Annotated in this window: 12 protein-coding genes, 2 tRNA genes, 1 rRNA gene, 1 pseudogene and 1 riboswitch; of the genes and pseudogenes, 11 read left to right on the top strand and 5 right to left on the bottom strand. The window is 53.0% G+C overall.

Translation table 11 applies throughout. The features are described from left to right. Window positions 1-73 precede the first annotated feature (73 nt). On the top strand, window positions 74-4,297 hold the full coding sequence (rpoC, locus tag SFA31_RS01780; protein WP_322836442.1) for a DNA-directed RNA polymerase subunit beta': 4,224 nt from the start codon (window positions 74-76) through the stop codon (window positions 4,295-4,297). A 178-nt stretch (window positions 4,298-4,475) separates the two neighbouring features. Then, window positions 4,476-4,921: pseudogene (gene tnpA / locus SFA31_RS01775) on the top strand (IS200/IS605 family transposase). 259 nt (window positions 4,922-5,180) lie between these two features. Here tnpA and thiE read toward each other — a convergent pair. The 3 genes from thiE to rsd all read right to left on the bottom strand — a co-directional run bounded on the left by thiE (window position 5,181) and on the right by rsd (window position 8,461). Beyond that, window positions 5,181-5,822, bottom strand: coding sequence for a thiamine phosphate synthase (gene thiE / locus SFA31_RS01770; protein ID WP_322836441.1), 642 nt, complete (start codon window positions 5,820-5,822; stop codon window positions 5,181-5,183). Then, complete coding sequence (gene thiC, locus SFA31_RS01765) at window positions 5,822-7,717, bottom strand: phosphomethylpyrimidine synthase ThiC (protein ID WP_322836440.1); 1,896 nt, start codon at window positions 7,715-7,717, stop codon at window positions 5,822-5,824. Before thiC ends, thiE begins: the two co-directional genes overlap by 1 nt. Before the next feature lie 79 nt (window positions 7,718-7,796). After that, a riboswitch (TPP riboswitch) is annotated at window positions 7,797-7,910 on the bottom strand. Between the two features lie 53 nt (window positions 7,911-7,963). Beyond that, window positions 7,964-8,461: a sigma D regulator gene (rsd, locus tag SFA31_RS01760; protein ID WP_322836439.1), complete on the bottom strand. Its 498-nt coding sequence runs from the start codon at window positions 8,459-8,461 to the stop codon at window positions 7,964-7,966. A 100-nt stretch (window positions 8,462-8,561) separates the two neighbouring features. Between rsd and nudC the strand changes: the two genes are divergently transcribed. The 6 genes from nudC to SFA31_RS01730 all read left to right on the top strand — a co-directional run bounded on the left by nudC (window position 8,562) and on the right by SFA31_RS01730 (window position 13,140). After that, entirely contained in the window at window positions 8,562-9,338 is a 777-nt protein-coding gene (gene nudC, locus SFA31_RS01755; protein ID WP_322836438.1) for an NAD(+) diphosphatase, read from the top strand. A 109-nt stretch (window positions 9,339-9,447) separates the two neighbouring features. After that, entirely contained in the window at window positions 9,448-10,512 is a 1,065-nt protein-coding gene (gene hemE / locus SFA31_RS01750; protein WP_322836437.1) for a uroporphyrinogen decarboxylase, read from the top strand. A gap of 9 nt (window positions 10,513-10,521) precedes the next feature. Next, window positions 10,522-11,193: a deoxyribonuclease V gene (gene nfi, locus SFA31_RS01745; RefSeq protein ID WP_322839274.1), complete on the top strand. Its 672-nt coding sequence runs from the start codon at window positions 10,522-10,524 to the stop codon at window positions 11,191-11,193. Window positions 11,194-11,380: 187 nt separating this feature from the next. Beyond that, window positions 11,381-11,971, top strand: a complete 591-nt coding sequence (locus SFA31_RS01740) for a YjaG family protein (RefSeq protein ID WP_322836436.1) — start codon at window positions 11,381-11,383, stop codon at window positions 11,969-11,971. Window positions 11,972-12,157: 186 nt separating this feature from the next. Then, a complete protein-coding gene (gene hupA, locus SFA31_RS01735; RefSeq protein WP_002884342.1) occupies window positions 12,158-12,430 on the top strand; it encodes a nucleoid-associated protein HU-alpha in 273 nt (90 codons plus the stop codon). Between the two features lie 14 nt (window positions 12,431-12,444). Continuing rightward, window positions 12,445-13,140 carry a DUF1481 domain-containing protein gene (locus tag SFA31_RS01730; protein WP_322839273.1) on the top strand — a complete coding sequence of 232 codons (696 nt, stop codon included), beginning with the start codon at window positions 12,445-12,447 and terminating at the stop codon, window positions 13,138-13,140. 212 nt (window positions 13,141-13,352) lie between these two features. Here SFA31_RS01730 and purD read toward each other — a convergent pair whose 3' ends face one another. Together purD and purH are read right to left on the bottom strand one after the other, a co-directional pair. Beyond that, window positions 13,353-14,642 (bottom strand): phosphoribosylamine--glycine ligase, encoded by a 1,290-nt coding sequence (gene purD, locus SFA31_RS01725; RefSeq protein ID WP_322836435.1) that lies wholly within the window; start codon window positions 14,640-14,642, stop codon window positions 13,353-13,355. 14 nt (window positions 14,643-14,656) lie between these two features. Beyond that, a complete protein-coding gene (purH, locus tag SFA31_RS01720; protein WP_322836434.1) occupies window positions 14,657-16,246 on the bottom strand; it encodes a bifunctional phosphoribosylaminoimidazolecarboxamide formyltransferase/IMP cyclohydrolase in 1,590 nt (529 codons plus the stop codon). A gap of 564 nt (window positions 16,247-16,810) precedes the next feature. Here purH and SFA31_RS01715 point away from each other — a divergent pair. From SFA31_RS01715 to SFA31_RS01705, 3 genes are all read left to right on the top strand, one after another. Then, window positions 16,811-18,352, top strand: a 16S ribosomal RNA gene (locus SFA31_RS01715). Between the two features lie 72 nt (window positions 18,353-18,424). After that, window positions 18,425-18,501 (top strand) — tRNA-Ile (locus SFA31_RS01710). Between the two features lie 109 nt (window positions 18,502-18,610). Beyond that, a tRNA-Ala gene (locus tag SFA31_RS01705) sits at window positions 18,611-18,686 on the top strand. Window positions 18,687-18,781 lie beyond the last annotated feature (95 nt).

Below are 18,781 nucleotides of genomic sequence, written 5' to 3'. Positions count from 1 at the left end.
TCGCTCAAACAGGTCACCGTCGTCGGGGTAATGCCCGGCGGCGGAGTGTGCTAACTCCGACGGGAGCCAATCCGTGAAAGACTTATTAAAGTTTCTGAAAGCGCAAACTAAAACCGAAGAGTTTGATGCGATCAAAATTGCTCTGGCTTCGCCAGACATGATCCGTTCATGGTCGTTCGGTGAAGTTAAAAAGCCGGAAACCATTAACTACCGTACGTTCAAACCAGAACGTGACGGTCTGTTCTGCGCCCGTATTTTCGGGCCAGTAAAAGACTATGAGTGCCTGTGCGGTAAGTACAAGCGCCTGAAGCACCGCGGCGTTATCTGTGAGAAGTGCGGTGTTGAAGTAACGCAAACTAAAGTGCGTCGTGAGCGCATGGGCCACATTGAGCTGGCGTGCCCGACCGCACATATTTGGTTCCTGAAATCGCTGCCGTCCCGTATCGGTTTGCTGCTGGATATGCCGCTGCGTGATATCGAACGCGTTCTGTACTTCGAATCTTATGTGGTTATCGAAGGCGGAATGACCAACCTCGAACGCAGCCAGATCCTGACTGAAGAGCAGTATCTGGACGCGCTGGAGGAGTTTGGTGATGAATTCGACGCGAAGATGGGCGCAGAGGCGATCCAGGCCCTGCTGAAGAGTATGGATCTGGAGCAGGAGTGCGAAACTCTGCGCGAAGAGTTAAATGAAACTAACTCGGAAACCAAGCGTAAAAAGCTGACTAAGCGTATTAAACTGCTGGAGGCGTTCGTCCAGTCAGGGAATAAACCTGAGTGGATGATCCTGACCGTTCTGCCAGTACTGCCGCCAGATCTGCGTCCGCTGGTTCCGCTGGATGGCGGTCGTTTCGCTACGTCTGATCTTAACGATCTGTATCGTCGCGTAATTAACCGTAACAACCGTCTGAAGCGTCTACTGGATCTGGCTGCGCCGGATATTATCGTGCGCAACGAAAAACGTATGCTGCAGGAAGCGGTTGATGCGCTGCTGGATAACGGTCGTCGCGGTCGCGCTATCACCGGTTCTAACAAACGTCCTTTGAAATCTTTGGCCGATATGATCAAAGGTAAACAGGGTCGTTTCCGTCAGAACCTGCTCGGTAAGCGCGTGGACTACTCCGGTCGTTCTGTTATTACCGTAGGTCCATACCTGCGTCTGCATCAGTGCGGCCTGCCGAAGAAAATGGCGCTGGAACTGTTCAAACCGTTTATTTACGGCAAGCTGGAGCTGCGTGGCCTTGCCACCACCATCAAAGCCGCGAAGAAAATGGTTGAGCGCGAAGAAGCGGTCGTCTGGGATATTCTGGATGAAGTTATCCGTGAACACCCGGTATTGCTGAACCGTGCGCCGACGCTGCACCGTCTTGGTATCCAGGCGTTTGAACCGGTACTTATCGAAGGTAAGGCTATTCAGCTGCACCCGCTGGTGTGTGCGGCATATAACGCCGACTTCGATGGTGACCAGATGGCGGTTCACGTTCCGCTGACGCTGGAAGCCCAGCTTGAAGCACGTGCGCTGATGATGTCGACCAACAATATCCTGTCCCCGGCGAACGGCGAACCTATCATCGTTCCTTCACAGGACGTGGTATTGGGTCTGTATTATATGACCCGCGACAAAATTAACGCCAAAGGCGAGGGCATGGTGCTGACCGGGCCAAAAGAGGCTGAGCGCCTGTATCGCTCTGGTCTGGCCGAGCTGCACGCGCGGGTAAAAGTACGTATTACCGAATACGAAAAAGACGGGCAGGGCGGTTTTACCTCGAAAACCAGTCTGATTGATACGACCGTTGGTCGTGCCATCCTGTGGATGATCGTGCCGAAAGGGCTGCCGTTCTCAATTGTGAACCAGCCGCTGGGTAAAAAAGCGATCTCCAAAATGCTGAATACCTGTTATCGCATTATGGGACTGAAGCCGACCGTTATTTTCGCTGACCAAACCATGTATACCGGGTTTGCGTACGCTGCGCGTTCAGGTGCCTCGGTTGGGATTGACGATATGGTTATCCCGGCGAAAAAAGCGGAAATTATCGCAGAGGCCGAAGCCGAAGTTGCGGAAATTCAGGAACAGTTCCAGTCTGGTCTGGTAACCGCAGGCGAACGCTATAACAAAGTTATCGATATTTGGGCTGCGGCTAACGATCGCGTTTCCAAGGCGATGATGGAGAATCTGCAAACCGAAACCGTCATTAACCGCGAAGGCAAAGAAGAGCAGCAGGTTTCTTTCAACAGCATCTACATGATGGCTGACTCCGGTGCGCGTGGTTCTGCGGCGCAGATTCGTCAGCTTGCCGGGATGCGTGGCCTGATGGCGAAACCGGACGGCTCCATCATCGAAACGCCAATCACCGCGAACTTCCGTGAAGGTCTGAACGTACTCCAGTACTTCATCTCCACGCACGGTGCGCGTAAAGGTCTGGCGGATACCGCACTGAAAACGGCAAACTCCGGTTATCTGACGCGCCGTCTGGTTGACGTAGCACAGGATCTGGTGGTTACCGAGGATGACTGTGGCACGCTTGAAGGTATCACCATGACCCCGGTTATTGAAGGTGGTGATGTTAAAGAGCCGCTGCGCGATCGCGTTCTGGGTCGTGTAACCGCAGAAGATGTACTGAAGCCGGGCACTGCGGATATTCTGGTGCCGCGTAACACTCTGTTGAACGAGCAGTGGTGTGACGTGTTGGAGGCTAATTCCGTCGACTCCGTGAAAGTGCGTTCCGTTGTATCCTGTGACACCGACTTTGGTGTATGTGCGCACTGCTATGGTCGTGACCTGGCGCGTGGTCATATCATCAATAAAGGCGAAGCTATCGGGGTTATCGCAGCACAGTCCATCGGTGAACCTGGCACACAGCTTACCATGCGTACCTTCCATATCGGTGGTGCGGCTTCCCGTGCGGCTGCTGAATCCAGCATTCAGGTGAAAAACAAAGGTAGCATTAAGCTTACCAATGCGAAGTCGGTTGTGAACTCCAGCGGCAAGCTGGTAATTACTTCTCGTAACACCGAACTGAAACTGATTGATGAATTTGGTCGTACCAAAGAAAGCTATAAAGTGCCTTACGGCTCGGTAATGGCGAAAGGCGATGGCGAACAGGTTGCCGGCGGTGAAACCGTAGCAAACTGGGATCCGCATACCATGCCGGTTATCACCGAAGTATCAGGTAACATTCGCTTTGTGGATATGATTGACGGTCAGACGATTACTCGTCAAACCGACGAACTGACCGGTCTATCATCTCTGGTAGTGTTGGATTCTTCTGAGCGTACCGCAGGCGGTAAAGATTTACGTCCGGCGCTGAAAATCGTTGATGCACAGGGTAACGATGTTCTGATCCCTGGCACTGATATGCCGGCTCAGTACTTCCTGCCGGGTAAAGCCATCGTTCAGCTGGAAGATGGCATTCAGATTGGCGCGGGTGATGCTCTGGCTCGTATTCCACAGGAATCCAGTGGTACCAAAGATATCACCGGTGGTCTGCCACGCGTTGCTGACCTGTTCGAAGCGCGTCGTCCGAAAGAGCCGGCAATCCTGGCTGAAATCGGCGGCATTATCTCCTTCGGTAAAGAAACCAAAGGTAAGCGTCGTTTGGTGATCACACCGCTGGATGGTAGCGATCCGTATGAAGAGATGATCCCGAAATGGCGTCAGCTCAACGTGTTTGAAGGCGAACGCGTAGAGCGCGGTGACGTTGTCTCTGATGGTCCGGAAGCGCCGCACGATATTCTGCGTTTGCGCGGCGTTCATGCGGTGACTCGCTATATCGTTAACGAAGTGCAGGACGTATACCGTCTGCAGGGCGTTAAGATTAACGATAAACACATTGAGGTTATCGTTCGTCAGATGCTGCGTAAAGCGACTATCACCAGCGCGGGTAGCTCAGAGTTCCTGGAAGGCGAACAGGCGGAATACTCCCGCATTAAGATCGCTAACCGTGAGCTGGAAGCCAACGGCAAAGTGAGCGCGACCTATATGCGTGACCTGCTGGGTATCACGAAAGCCTCTCTGGCAACGGAATCGTTCATCTCTGCGGCATCGTTCCAGGAAACGACGCGCGTTCTGACCGAAGCGGCCGTTGCGGGCAAACGCGACGAACTGCGCGGTCTGAAAGAGAACGTGATCGTAGGGCGCCTAATCCCTGCGGGTACCGGCTATGCGTATCATCAGGATCGTGCGCGTCGTCGTGCGGCCGGCGAAGAAACTACTGTGCCGCAGGTTAGCGCAGAAGAAGCTTCGGCCAGCCTGGCTGAGCTGCTTAACGCAGGGCTCAGCGGCTCAGACAGCGAGTAACTCTCTACTGGTTGTCACGCTATAAAATTAAAAACCGCGCTCCGGCGCGGTTTTTTTATTGTCATCCCTAAACCTCCTCCCGGAGAGGTGGCGATCGTTCATGTGGGACTTTGCCCGTAGCATGCTCATGCTAAAAACTGCCCCGGTTTGTTACCCGCAAATCAAGGGAGTAAATAGCATGAGCAGATATGAATCCGCCTCACACGTATTCTGTTGCTGTCAGTATCACCTCGTCTGGACAGCGAAGTACAGGTACAAAACCCTCAAAGGTAATCCTGGTAAAGAGCTTTACCGGAGTATCTACATCTACTGCCATATGAAGAAATGCACGGTGGCAGAACTGAATGTGCAGATAGCTCATGTGCATCTGGTTGTAAGGAGCCCGCTGAGTGTGAGCGTTTCGGAACTAATGGGTTTTGTGAAAGGGCGAACAGCGATAAGGGTATTCGCGAAGTTTCCGTATCTGAGAAAACAGAAACAGTGGGATAACCCCTTTTGGCAAAGGATAACTTTGTAGATTCAGCAGGTGCAAACGAAGAGATAATACGCAGAAATGTGCGTTATCAGGACAAGGTAGCGAAAGAAGAAGCAGAACGTCAGATGCAGCCAGGTCTGGAATGTTAGAGCTTATGCCCCCTTTTAGGGTGCAGTGTCAAAACCACCTGCTATGCAGGTGGATTATTTATGGCTAGTGCTTACTGATATTAATTGGTCGGGAAAATGCGCAGCGGCGCGGCGGCAACATATCCAGTGCTATTAATTATCTTTACTCCATTTAGTCTGTCTCAATCAAAAAGCTTTTTGTGCAGAGCGGAGCATGAAAGATAAATCCAGGTCTCGCCCGGGTTAACCTTCTTTAATAGAAGATCATAGGGCTTAACGTTCATGAAGCTTCATCGCCAGCCCCCACTAGGGTGAGCAACTGCTCCGTTGCCAGCCGCCAGTCCGGCGCCTCAGTTATGGCGCTGACCACGGCTAAACTACCGACGCCGGTAGCCAGCACCTGCGGCGCACGTTCAAGAGTGATGCCGCCAATAGCTACCGTGGGATAATCCCCTAGTTGAGTAATATATTGCGCCAGCTGTTCCACGCCCTGGGGCGAACCAGGCATTTGCTTAGTCTGCGTCGGGAACACGTGGCCAAGGGCAATATAGGAAGGTCGGGCGGCCAGTGCCACGTCGATTTCCATATCGTCATACGTTGATACGCCCAGGCGCAGCCCTGCGTCACGAATGGCACTCAGATTGGTGGTTTCAAGATCCTCCTGGCCGAGATGAACCCCGTAGGCCTGGTGTTTTACCGCCAGCCGCCAGAAGTCGTTGATAAACAGGCGGGCGTGGTAACGGCGCCCCAATGCAATGGCGGCAACCACATCGGCCTCGGCTTCGTCATCGTGTTTATCTTTGATGCGCAGCTGGATAGTGCGCACGCCTGCCTCCAGCAGACGCGCGATCCACTCGACGCTGTCCACTACCGGATACAGCCCCAGTCGAAAAGGGACGCGAGGGAAATCAGGCTGGTACATTATGCCTCCTTTTTTTTGAGGTAAATTTCGCCGCCTCTGGCGCGGAAGTTCTCTGACATATCCGCCATCCCAACTTCAATCGCCTGCGCGGCGGCGTAGTCTCGGACTTCCTGGCTGATTTTCATCGAGCAGAATTTCGGGCCGCACATAGAGCAGAAGTGTGCCACCTTGCCGGACTCCTGCGGCAGGGTTTCATCGTGATAGGCGCGGGCGGTGAACGGGTCGAGCGCGAGGTTAAACTGATCCTCCCAGCGGAATTCGAAGCGCGCCTTCGACATCGCGTTATCACGGATCTGCGCGCCCGGATGGCCTTTTGCCAAGTCTGCGGCGTGGGCGGCTATTTTGTAGGTAATAAGCCCTTGTTTTACATCTTCTTTATTAGGAAGGCCGAGGTGCTCTTTCGGCGTAACATAGCATAGCATTGCGCAGCCGAACCAGCCAATCATCGCCGCACCGATGCCGGAGGTGAAGTGGTCGTAACCCGGTGCGATATCGGTCGTCAGCGGCCCTAAGGTGTAGAACGGCGCTTCGTGGCAGTGCTCCTGCTCCTCGGTCATGTTGCGGCGGATCATTTGCATTGGCACGTGGCCCGGACCTTCAATCATTACCTGCACGTCATATTCCCAGGCGATTTTGGTCAGTTCACCCAGCGTATGCAGTTCGGCAAACTGTGCTTCGTCATTGGCATCGCGGATTGACCCCGGCCGCAGGCCGTCGCCCAGTGACAGCGATACGTCATAGGCGGCGCAGATTTCGCAGATCTCGCGGAAATGTTCATAGAGGAAGTTTTCCTGATGGTGGGACAGGCACCACTTCGCCATAATCGAACCACCGCGCGAGACGATACCGGTCAGGCGTTTGGCGGTCATTGGCACATAGCGCAACAGCACGCCTGCGTGTATGGTGAAGTAGTCTACGCCCTGTTCGGCCTGCTCCAGCAGTGTGTCGCGGAAGGCCTCCCACGTCAGGTCTTCAGCGATCCCGTTGACCTTCTCCAGCGCCTGATAGATCGGCACGGTGCCGATCGGAACCGGGCTGTTGCGCAGGAGCCACTCGCGGGTTTCGTGAATATAGCGGCCTGTGGAAAGATCCATCACTGTGTCCGCGCCCCAGCGCGTGGACCAGACCAGTTTCTCCACCTCTTCTTCGATGGAAGAGGTGAGCGCGGAGTTACCAATATTGGCGTTAACCTTCACCAGGAAGTTGCGGCCAATAATCATTGGCTCCGATTCCGGGTGGTTGATATTGGCAGGGATGATGGCCCGGCCTGCCGCCACTTCGTCACGCACAAATTCCGGCGTGATGTTTTCCGGCAGTCGAGCGCCGAACCCTTCGCCCGGATGCTGGTGGCGCAATGCCTCGCTGCGGATGCGCTCGCGCCCCATGTTTTCACGGAGGGCGATGAACGCCATCTCCGGAGTAATCATACCCTGACGCGCATAGTGTAGCTGCGTAACGCATTTGCCCGGCTTAGCGCGCTTTGGCGTCAGCGGCCCGCTGAAACGCAGCGCGTCCAGACCGTCGTCGGCCAGGCGCGCTTTGGTATAAGCCGAACTGCGGTCAGGTAATTCTTCGCTGTCATTGCGGGCGTCAATCCACGCCTGACGCAGCTTCGCCAGCCCCTGTCGTACGTTGATCGCAATGTCCGGGTCGCCGTACGGGCCAGAGGTGTCGTATACCGGCACGGCTTCGTTGTCTTCAAACTGCGGCATCTCTTTGCTGCCGCCGATAAGCGTCGGGCTGAGCTGGATCTCGCGCATCGGAACGCGGATATCAGCCTGAGAGCCGGTGATGTAAATGCGTTTTGAGTTGGGGAAAGCGGTGCCTTCCAGAGTATCGATGAAGCGCTGGGCGTGTTCGCGCTGTTCGCGGCGGGTCAGTTTAGTTGCAGACATAGCTCATTCCAAAGGTGAAGGACGTGGCTTATCAGACGACGGATGAAGCAAGAGGAGATCGCCAGAAAGGCGATACAGCAGCAGTGTGACTCTTGTTCCCTTCGCGGGTATTAACCCGATCAGGTTCCGCGGATCCCGAATTAACGGTCTCAGCCTGCGTTTTCACAAACGCTGGGCACTCCGACAAGAAAAATCCCCCTCCGAAGAGGGGCAATAGATGTAAATTACTCGTTAACGATTAAGAACTCAAGCCGGCCGCGCGATGTTGTCTTCGCTGCTGGCCTTCAGGTCATTATTCAGCACGAGTACGATTAGCTTATCTTCCAGAGCGAACCGCGCCGCCAGCGCTTCGCCTAATTCAGACAGCACCGGCTGAAGAGCGTGAAAATTATCGTAGCCAATAACAGTTTCGAGATGTGTATCATAGTAATTCATGATTTGCTGAGTATTGGCCTCAAGTTGCGGCCAAATTTTACAGACGGTGGCCAGCGGTTTTTTGCCTTCCATTTCATGGATAATGCGTTCATAAATAGTGAAATGGCCGGTTGAAAGATAATCTACCAGTCCCTGGCAGAAATCATCGAGCGCTTTTTCATCCAGTGCAGCAATGCCGCTTTTGCCTGGAGTGAGGCCCGCCAGGTTGTAATAAGCGACTAACAACTGCTTTCGCGCGAGCAACCAGCGATTAATAAACGCATTGCCATCGCCAACGCGCGCCTTCAGGTTCTTAAGTTGGTTAAGCATAGTTGACTCCGTGGGTGAAAGGATAAAACGACAGATTGATCTAATTGTGTAACTTTAATGTTAATAAGTTGCCAGCAATGTAGAGGTCTTACAAGAGGTTATGGAACAAATATCAGAAAAAACGGCTCGCGGCTGGTGGATAGTCAGTCATCAGCAAAAAATATGGTTGCCTGGCGGGGACTTACCTTATGGCGAAGCGAAACAGTTTGAGCTGGCAGATTACCCCGCAATGCTCATTGGTCACTGGCAGCACGAGCCTGTATGGTTGATAGAGCGACAGCAGCCGCAGGAGATGGGATCTTTGCGTCAGTTATTAGACGGCGATAGCGGCCTGTTTCAACTTGCCGGGCGCGGTGTGCAGCTTGCAGAGTTCCGACGCTCTCATGTCTTCTGTGGATATTGCGGTCATAAAATGCGCCCCAGTGCCGAGGAATGGGCCATGTTATGCGATAGTTGCCATCAGCGTTATTACCCGCAAATCGCTCCCTGCATTATTGTGGCTATTCGTCGCGAAGATAAAATTTTACTGGCGCGCCATAATCGACACAATAAAAGCCCGCTCTATACCGTGCTGGCTGGTTTCGTTGAACCTGGTGAAACGTTAGAACAAACCGTTGCGCGGGAAGTTATGGAAGAGAGTGGTATCCGGATAACCAACCTGCGCTACGTTTCATCTCAGCCCTGGCCATTTCCTCATTCACTGATGGCGGCATATATGGCTGACTACGAAAGCGGTAAACTCACGATAGATCCCCATGAATTGATGGATGCCGGTTGGTATCGTTATGATGAGTTACCGCTGTTGCCACCGCCGGGAACCATCGCGCGCCGGCTTATTGAAGATACCGTCGCACTGTGTCGGGCAGAATATGAGTAGTCGTCTCTTTCTTTTATTCTCCCGCGCGATTTATTCGTCACTGCGCGGCGCTGCAACAGGCATAAGTTTATGTATACACTGGCGTCTCTGCCGCTGAAGGAAATGTAAAATGAGCGAATTAAAAAACGATCGGTATTTGCGCGCGCTGTTGCGCCAGCCGGTAGATGTGACGCCAGTGTGGATGATGAGACAGGCCGGACGTTATTTACCGGAATATAAAGCGACTCGCGCGCAGGCAGGCGATTTTATGTCGTTGTGCAAAAATGCGGAACTGGCCTGTGAAGTCACATTACAGCCACTGCGTCGGTATGCGCTGGATGCGGCCATCCTCTTTTCCGATATTTTAACCATCCCAGATGCGATGGGGCTGGGGCTATATTTTGAAGCGGGGGAAGGGCCGCGCTTTACATCACCGATAAAGAATAAAGCAGATATTGAGAAACTTCCTGTCCCCGATCCTGAGCAGGAGTTGGGGTATGTCATGAACGCGGTGCGCACAATTCGCCGGGAACTGCATGGCGAAGTGCCGCTGATTGGTTTTTCCGGCAGCCCGTGGACGCTGGCAACATATATGGTGGAAGGCGGAAGCAGTAAAGCATTTACCGTCATTAAGAAAATGATGTATGCCGATCCTGCGGCGCTACATTTGTTACTTGATAAGCTGGCGCAGAGCGTCACGCTGTATCTGAACGCGCAAATCCGTGCGGGCGCGCAGTCTGTGATGATTTTTGATACCTGGGGCGGCGTGCTGACAGGGCGCGATTATCGGCAGTTCTCGCTGTACTATATGCATAAAATAGTAGACGGTCTGTTAAGAGAGTACGATGGCAAGCGCGTTCCCGTTACGCTCTTCACAAAAGGAGGCGGGCAGTGGCTTGAGGCAATGGCTGAAACCGGCTGCGATGCGCTTGGCCTGGACTGGGCTACCGATATTGCCGATGCGCGGCGCCGGGTCGGGGATAAAGTTGCGCTGCAGGGTAATATGGACCCTTCAATGCTATACGCGACGCCTGCGCGAATCGAAGAAGAAGTGGCGGCAATCCTGGCTGGATTTGGCCATGGAGAAGGTCATGTTTTTAATCTGGGTCACGGTATCCACCAGGATGTGTCGCCAGAGCACGCCGGTGCTTTTGTTGACGCGGTGCATCGTCTCTCTGCCCCGTGGCACCAATAAGGAATCATGATGGATCTTGCAGCGCTGCGCGCTCAGCAGATTGAACTGGCCTCGTCGGTTATTCGTGAAGATTGCCTGAATGACGCGCCCCTGCGGCTTATCGGCGGCGCGGACGTGGGATTTGAGCAAGGGGGAGATATTACCCGTGCGGCGATGGTACTTTTAACCTATCCCTCGCTGGAGCTGGTTGAGTATCAGGTGGCGCGCATTGCCACGACAATGCCCTACATCCCCGGCTTTCTCTCGTTTCGTGAATTTCCCGCGCTGCAGGCGGCGTGGGATTTGTTATCCCAAAAACCTGATTTGCTATTCGTCGATGGTCACGGTATTTCCCATCCGCGGCGCCTCGGCGTGGCCAGCCATTTTGGTTTGTTAATGGACGTGCCCACTATTGGGGTAGCAAAAAAGCGGCTGTGCGGGCGCGTGGAAGACCTCTCGCAGGAGCCTGGCGCTATTGCGCCATTAATGGATAAAGGCGAACAATTGGCCTGGGTCTGGCGCAGTAAAGTGCGCTGTAACCCTTTGTTTATTTCAACCGGTCATCGGGTCGGTTTGGACAGCGCTCTTGCGCTGGTGCAGAACTGTACGCGCGGCTATCGCCTTCCTGAACCGACGCGCTGGGCAGACGCCGTTGCATCGCGCCGGCCGGCGTTTATTCGCTGGCAGGAAATACAGCGATAATTCAGGTACACTGCCGCCGGGCTGTCAGGGACAGCCGTACAGGCCACGCTTAAGAAAGGGCCCTGGGGCACGGTGCAAAAGCCTGTCAGCGTGCGGCGATGAAAAGTGGCTTCATCTATATTTGCTGTCCGTATTGTCCACGGCCAGCGCGGCAGCCGCGACGCTAACTTAATTCAGAGATAGAGATATGTTACGAAACCCCATTCATTTGCGGCTGGAAAAGCTGGAAAGCTGGCAGCACGTTACCTTTATGGCCGCACTGTGTGAGCGGATGTATCCTAACTACGCTATGTTTTGCCAACAGACGGCGTTCGGTGACGGGCAGCTTTATCGTCGCATTCTCGACTTGGTTTGGGAAACGCTGACGGTTAAAGATGCCAAAGTTAATTTCGATGCTCAGTTAGAGAAACTGGAAGAGGCCATTCCCGCTGCGGAAGATTATGACCTCTATGGCGTTTATCCGGCAATCGATGCCTGCGTTGCGTTAAGTGAATTATTGCATTCACGTTTGAGTGGAGAAACGCTGGAACATGCGATTGAGGTCAGTAAAGCATCGATTACCAGTGTAGCAATGTTGGAAATGACGCATGCCGGACGTGAAATGAGCGATGATGAACTGAAGGAAAATCCTTCAGTGGAACAGGAATGGGACATTCAGTGGGAGATTTTTCGCCTTCTTGCCGACTGTGAAGAACGCGATATTGAACTCATTAAAGGGTTAAGAAGTGACCTGCGAGAGTCTGGAATAAGTAATATCGGTATAAATTTTCAGCAGTGAGACAGTAAAACGTGATTTACAGCCTGTTTTGTCACGGCTTAAGGCTTCCAATTAACCCCCCGTCTGGTCTACATTTGTGGGGCGAATAAAAGTGGCTATCGGTGCGTATATGCAGGAGAGTGCTGTTATGGCATTTCCGTCGCACTCGATGCTTAGCAAGCGATAAACACATTGTAAGGATAACTTATGAACAAGACTCAACTGATTGATGTAATTGCGGACAAGGCTGATCTGTCCAAAGCACAGGCGAAAGCCGCTCTGGAATCCACTTTGGCTGCAATTACTGAGTCTCTGAAAGAAGGTGATGCTGTACAACTGGTTGGTTTCGGTACCTTCAAAGTGAACCACCGTGCTGAGCGCACTGGCCGCAATCCGCAGACCGGTAAAGAAATCAAAATCGCCGCAGCTAACGTTCCGGCATTTGTTTCTGGTAAAGCACTGAAAGACGCCGTTAAGTAATTAATCGCGTGTCAGTGAACAGTTTTAGCAAGGGGGCGGTTTCGCCCCTTTTGTCCATCTGGTGGAAGCGGGTACTGTCTGTTGGCACACTCATGCTCACCGCCTGTTCTTTTCATTCTTCTCCTCCCCCGTTTGCAGCGACAGGCTATCTTGCCGATGGCGGTGCGGTGCGCATGTGGCGCAAAGATGGTACCAACGGTGCGATACATCTTTTTACCGCGTTTAGTCCCTGGACTCAGGGAGATACCAGCACCGGTGAATATACCTGGCAAGATGAAAAGCTGACGCTTATTGACTGGCACCTTTTCCGTAAAACGCCGGAACATATTAAAATTCGTTTTGATGAGCGCGGCGCAGTGAGTTTTATGCAACGCGACGTCGAAGGCAGCAAACAGCAACTCTCTCCGGAACATATAGCGCTGGCGCGCTATCGGGCAGAGCGTATGCGCGATATTAGTGCAGCACTGGTTAGTGGGCACGTTAAGCTTATGCAGGGGCGCTGGCAGCAGGATGGCTCAGTGCTGGACTGTGAAGGGCATCTCCTGGCTCCTCATCTTGATGGTGCGGCGCTGGCGCATATACATCGCAGACAGCAGCATTCCTCTATGGCGGTCAGCGTTGCGTGGCTTGAAGCACCTAAAGGCTCCCAGCTTTTATTAGTCGCCAATGAAAATTTCTGCGTCTGGCAACCGCAGGAAAAAGATTTTTAAACCGTAGAAAGCGCCTACTAACATTCATTACTACAAATCACTATTAATAACTGGCTCAGGCATAAATCCTGCCGGTTTAACGGCCGCATTGGTCAATGAGAATGTTCCCGGCACGCTGGCAGTAGCATCGCAGGCCGCTGCCTGCGATGCAATTATGTAAGGAATACTTATATGGATAGGAAGGTTTAAGCGCCAGGCCAGATATCCGTGCTTTAAGCTTGCTCGCGCGCAATGGCGCGATAGCCAATATCACGGCGATAAAAACTTTCTTTCCAGTGAATTTGGGATGCGAGCTTCAGAGCCTGCCGCTGCGCTTCTGAGACGCTGCTGCCTAGCGCCGTAGCGCACAACACTCGCCCACCGCTGGTAAGAATCTGCCCTGTTTCCGAGAGCGCTGTCCCAGCGTGAAAAACTTTCACGGTTTCATCGGGTTGATCGGGTAGCCCGTAAATCGTCGAACCTGATGAATAGGTGTCGGGATAACCGCCTGCCGCCATTACAATTCCCAGCGCCGCGCGGGTATCCCAATGCGTAGTTACGGTATCCAGGCGGCCGGCGCAGGCGGCGAGGCAAAGCTCAACCAGGCAGGAGCGCAGGCGCAGCATAATCGGCTGTGTCTCTGGGTCGCCGAAACGACAGTTAAACTCAATGACTTTGGGGTTGCCCTGTTGGTCTATCATCAAACCCGCATACAGGAAGCCGGTATAGATATTGCCTTCGGCCGCCATTCCGCGCACGGTAGGTTCTATAATACGTTCCATTACGCGCTGGTGGACGCTATCTGTAACAACGGGCGCCGGCGAATAAGCGCCCATTCCTCCAGTATTAGGGCCACGGTCGCCTTCATTCACGCGCTTATGATCCTGGCTTGTAGCCATGGGCAGAATATGCTTACCGTCAACCATTACGATAAAGCTGGCCTCTTCGCCATCGAGAAACTCTTCGATGACAATACGATGCCCGGCGTCGCCCAAAGCGTTGCCTGCCAGCATATCTTTGACCGCTGCTTCCGCCTCTTCCAGCGTCATTGCCACAACAACGCCTTTACCCGCAGCCAGCCCATCGGCCTTAACTACAACGGGCGCACCCGTCTTACGAAGGTAATCGAGCGCCGGTTTCACCTCTTTAAAACTCTGATAGGCCGCGGTGGGAATAGCGTGGCGTGCCAGAAAATCCTTGGCAAAAGTTTTGGAACCTTCAAGCCGGGCGGCCGCCTGAGTGGGGCCAAAAATTGCCAGGCCCGCTGCGCGAAATTGATCGACAACGCCCCGCACTAGCGGCGCTTCCGGGCCGACAATTGTTAAATCAATCTTTTCCTGCAGTGCGAAGCGCAGCAGCCCGGCAATATCCGTTGCCGCAATATCGATATTTTTCAGATTGGGTTCCAGCGCGGTACCCGCATTACCGGGTGCGACAAAAACGGTATCCACCTGCGATGATTGGGCCGCCTTCCATGCCAGCGCATGTTCGCGTCCGCCATTGCCGATAATCAGTAGCTTCATAGTCGCTCCATAAATTAATGACGAAAATGTCGCATACCAGTGAAAATCATGGCGATGCCGTGCTCATCCGCAGCCGCGATGACTTCATCGTCGCGTATTGAACCGCCGGGCTGAATAACACAGGTTACGCCCGCCGCCGCCGCCGCATCGATACCGTCGCGAAATGGAAAGAAGGCATCAGAAGCCATCGCCGAGCCGGCAACGTTTAATCCTTCATCATTCGCCTTGATCCCGGCGATTCTGGCAGAATACACGCGGCTCATTTGCCCCGCGCCAATGCCAATCGTCATATTCCCTTTGGCGTACACAATGGCATTCGATTTCACAAATTTTGCCACTTTCCAGCAGAACAGCGCATCACGCTGCTCCTGCTCCGTGGGCTGGCGCTGGGTAACAACGCGCAGATCACCTGCGGCTACCATACCCAAATCTCTATCCTGTACCAGTAAACCACCATTCACGCGCTTGATATCCATGCCCGGCTGGTGGGCCTGCCAATCACCGCAAAGCAATACGCGGACATTGGGTTTAGTAGATGTTATTTTCAGGGCCTCTTCAGAAGCGGACGGTGCAATAATCACTTCAACAAACTGGCGTGAAATAATGGCCTGTGCGGTATCTGCATCCAGCTTACGATTAAAGGCAATAATGCCGCCAAAAGCAGAAGTAGGATCGGTTTTATAGGCGCGCTCATAGGCATTAAGAATTGAGTCGCTGACCGCGACGCCGCACGGATTAGCGTGTTTGACAATAACGCAGGCCGGATCGCTAAAGGCTTTCACGCACTCCAGCGCGGCATCAGTATCGGCAATATTATTATAGGAAAGCGCTTTTCCCTGCATTTGGCGGGCAGTCGCGACAGAAGCCTCCGTAATACCTTCTTCTATATAGAAAGCGGCCTGTTGATGAGCATTCTCGCCGTAACGCATATCCTGTTTCTTGATAAAGTTGAGATTTAACGTTCGCGGAAAATATCCGGAGGGAGAATGCGTATCTCCACGATAGGGAGGCACCAGGCGCCCCAGGTAATTCGCAATAGCGCTGTCATAGGCTGCGGTATGCTCAAAGGCGCGAACGGCCAGATCAAAACGCGTCGCCAGTGTGAGGGCGCCATCATTGGCGTCTAATTCCTCAATAATTTTGAGGTAGTCATCGCTATTCACGGCAACAGCTACATCGCGATAATTTTTAGCCGCTGAGCGCACCATGGTCGGGCCGCCGATATCAATATTCTCAATGGCGTCTTCCAGTGTGCAATCTTCCCGTGCGACGGTTTGAGCAAAGGGATATAAATTGACGACCACCATATCGATAGGCGCTATACCATGGCGGGCCATTACTTCGCTGTCTTTGTTGCGACGCCCTAATATGCCGCCGTGAATTTTGGGGTGCAGGGTTTTTACTCGTCCGTCCATCATTTCCGGAAACCCGGTGTAATCAGAGACTTCGGTAACTGGCAGCTTCGCTTCAGCTAACAGGCGCGCGGTCCCGCCGGTGGAGAGCACTTCAATGTCTCGCGCGATAAGCGCACGGGCAAATTCGACGATGCCCGTTTTATCAGAGACGCTAATCAAAGCGCGGCGAATAGGACGAGATAATTGCATGATAGTAAATCCCCTGAATCTGGTTTAAAGAGAAGCGTGGGGCAAAATTTCAGGCAGGAAGCCGTAAATAGTCTGCCCATGCTCCACTCGGATGTCTTTCATCTGCCACAAAGATTGTAACGAAAACGTTTGCGTGGCGCGCGAGGAATTTCTAGAAAATAAGAGCTGTGGATAATTCTGTGTACAAGTAGGTATAAATCCGCGTTTTGCTGGGGAATGCAGCAGTCAGTGAATTTTATAGCAAATTTAGCTTGCGACAGAAACTGGGATCCCTATAATGCGCCTCCATCGACACGGCGCAGACGAAAGTGAAGGCCGGGCCGAAAGAGAAAACGCCTGAAAAATGGGGTTGACTCTGAAAGAGGAAAGCGTAATATACGCCACCTCGCGACCGGGGCGAAAGCCCGGCGCAACTGCTCTTTAACAATTTATCAGACAATCTGTGTGGGCACTCGAAAGCACTGATATCAACGTCTTCGGACGAAAAATGATTATCAAGTCTCAAGAGTGAACAACAGTTAATTCATTACGAACTAACAGTTTAATTCTTTGAGCATCAAACTTTAATTGAAGAGTTTGATCATGGCTCAGATTGAACGCTGGCGGCAGGCCTAACACATGCAAGTCGAGCGGCAGCGGAAAGAAGCTTGCTTCTTTGCCGGCGAGCGGCGGACGGGTGAGTAATGTCTGGGGATCTGCCCGATGGAGGGGGATAACCACTGGAAACGGTGGCTAATACCGCATAACGTCGCAAGACCAAAGTGGGGGACCCTCGGGCCTCACGCCATAGGATGAACCCAGATGGGATTAGCTAGTAGGTGGGGTAAAGGCTCACCTAGGCGACGATCTCTAGCTGGTCTGAGAGGATGACCAGCCACACTGGAACTGAGACACGGTCCAGACTCCTACGGGAGGCAGCAGTGGGGAATATTGCACAATGGGGGAAACCCTGATGCAGCCATGCCGCGTGTATGAAGAAGGCCTTCGGGTTGTAAAGTACTTTCAGCGGGGAGGAAGGCTGGTGGCTTAATACGCCATCAGATTGACGTTACCCGCAGAAGAAGCACCGGCTAACTCCGTGCCAGCAGCCGCGGTAATACGGAGGGTGCAAGCGTTAATCGGAATTACTGGGCGTAAAGCGCACGCAGGCGGTCTGTTAAGTCAGATGTGAAATCCCCGGGCTCAACCCGGGAACTGCATTTGAAACTGGCAGGCTTGAGTCTCGTAGAGGGGGGTAGAATTCCAGGTGTAGCGGTGAAATGCGTAGAGATCTGGAGGAATACCGGTGGCGAAGGCGGCCCCCTGGACGAAGACTGACGCTCAGGTGCGAAAGCGTGGGGAGCAAACAGGATTAGATACCCTGGTAGTCCACGCCGTAAACGATGTCTACTTGGAGGCTGTGGTCATGAACCGTGGCTTCCGGAGCTAACGCGTTAAGTAGACCGCCTGGGGAGTACGGCCGCAAGGTTAAAACTCAAATGAATTGACGGGGGCCCGCACAAGCGGTGGAGCATGTGGTTTAATTCGATGCAACGCGAAGAACCTTACCTGGTCTTGACATCCACAGAATTCTCCGGAGACGGAGAAGTGCCTTCGGGAACTGTGAGACAGGTGCTGCATGGCTGTCGTCAGCTCGTGTTGTGAAATGTTGGGTTAAGTCCCGCAACGAGCGCAACCCTTATCCTTTGTTGCCAGCGATTCGGTCGGGAACTCAAAGGAGACTGCCGGTGATAAACCGGAGGAAGGTGGGGATGACGTCAAGTCATCATGGCCCTTACGACCAGGGCTACACACGTGCTACAATGGCGCATACAAAGAGAAGCGACCTCGCGAGAGCAAGCGGACCTCATAAAGTGCGTCGTAGTCCGGATCGGAGTCTGCAACTCGACTCCGTGAAGTCGGAATCGCTAGTAATCGTGGATCAGAATGCCACGGTGAATACGTTCCCGGGCCTTGTACACACCGCCCGTCACACCATGGGAGTGGGTTGCAAAAGAAGTAGGTAGCTTAACCTTCGGGAGGGCGCTTACCACTTTGTGATTCATGACTGGGGTGAAGTCGTAACAAGGTAACCGTAGGGGAACCTGCGGTTGGATCACCTCCTTACCTGAAGATACGGTCTTTTGCAGTGCTCACACAGATTGTCTGATGAAAGAAAAGAAGCAGTGAAACCTCTACAGGCTTGTAGCTCAGGTGGTTAGAGCGCACCCCTGATAAGGGTGAGGTCGGTGGTTCAAGTCCACTCAGGCCTACCAAATTTCTCCTCATACTGCGTTATGGCATCGCTCGCATACCACGCCTTGCCTGAGAAGAAATTGCATTCTCTCAACAGAATGCAGGGTACGTGAGGTTTAACTACTTTATGGGGCTATAGCTCAGCTGGGAGAGCGCCTGCTTTGCACGCAGGAGGTCTGCGGTTCGATCCCGCATAGCTCCACCATAATCTACTTCAGAATGTACTGATAAGTGCATTGTGAAGTATCTGCTCTTTAACAATCCGGAACAAGCTGAAAATTGAAAATCCATAAACGGAAT

The organism is Erwinia sp. HR93, from assembly GCF_034555055.1.
Lineage (GTDB): Bacteria > Pseudomonadota > Gammaproteobacteria > Enterobacterales > Enterobacteriaceae > Apirhabdus > Apirhabdus apintestini.
The sequence above is the reverse complement of the archived record's forward strand: the minus strand, read 5'-3'. Positions and strand labels throughout refer to the sequence as shown.

Bases quoted from the DNA above. Each gene is read 5' to 3' on its own strand.
- hemE (WP_322836437.1), top strand. From the start codon at position 9,448: ATGAGCGAATTAAAAAACGATCGGTATTTGCGCGCGCTGTTGCGCCAG.
- thiC (WP_322836440.1), bottom strand. From the start codon at position 7,717: ATGTCTGCAACTAAACTGACCCGCCGCGAACAGCGCGAACACGCCCAG.
- nudC (WP_322836438.1), top strand. From the start codon at position 8,562: ATGGAACAAATATCAGAAAAAACGGCTCGCGGCTGGTGGATAGTCAGT.
- thiE (WP_322836441.1), bottom strand. From the start codon at position 5,822: ATGTACCAGCCTGATTTCCCTCGCGTCCCTTTTCGACTGGGGCTGTAT.
- purD (WP_322836435.1), bottom strand. From the start codon at position 14,642: ATGAAGCTACTGATTATCGGCAATGGCGGACGCGAACATGCGCTGGCA.
- purH (WP_322836434.1), bottom strand. From the start codon at position 16,246: ATGCAATTATCTCGTCCTATTCGCCGCGCTTTGATTAGCGTCTCTGAT.
- nfi (WP_322839274.1), top strand. From the start codon at position 10,522: ATGGATCTTGCAGCGCTGCGCGCTCAGCAGATTGAACTGGCCTCGTCG.
- rsd (WP_322836439.1), bottom strand. From the start codon at position 8,461: ATGCTTAACCAACTTAAGAACCTGAAGGCGCGCGTTGGCGATGGCAAT.
- hupA (WP_002884342.1), top strand. From the start codon at position 12,158: ATGAACAAGACTCAACTGATTGATGTAATTGCGGACAAGGCTGATCTG.
- SFA31_RS01740 (WP_322836436.1), top strand. From the start codon at position 11,381: ATGTTACGAAACCCCATTCATTTGCGGCTGGAAAAGCTGGAAAGCTGG.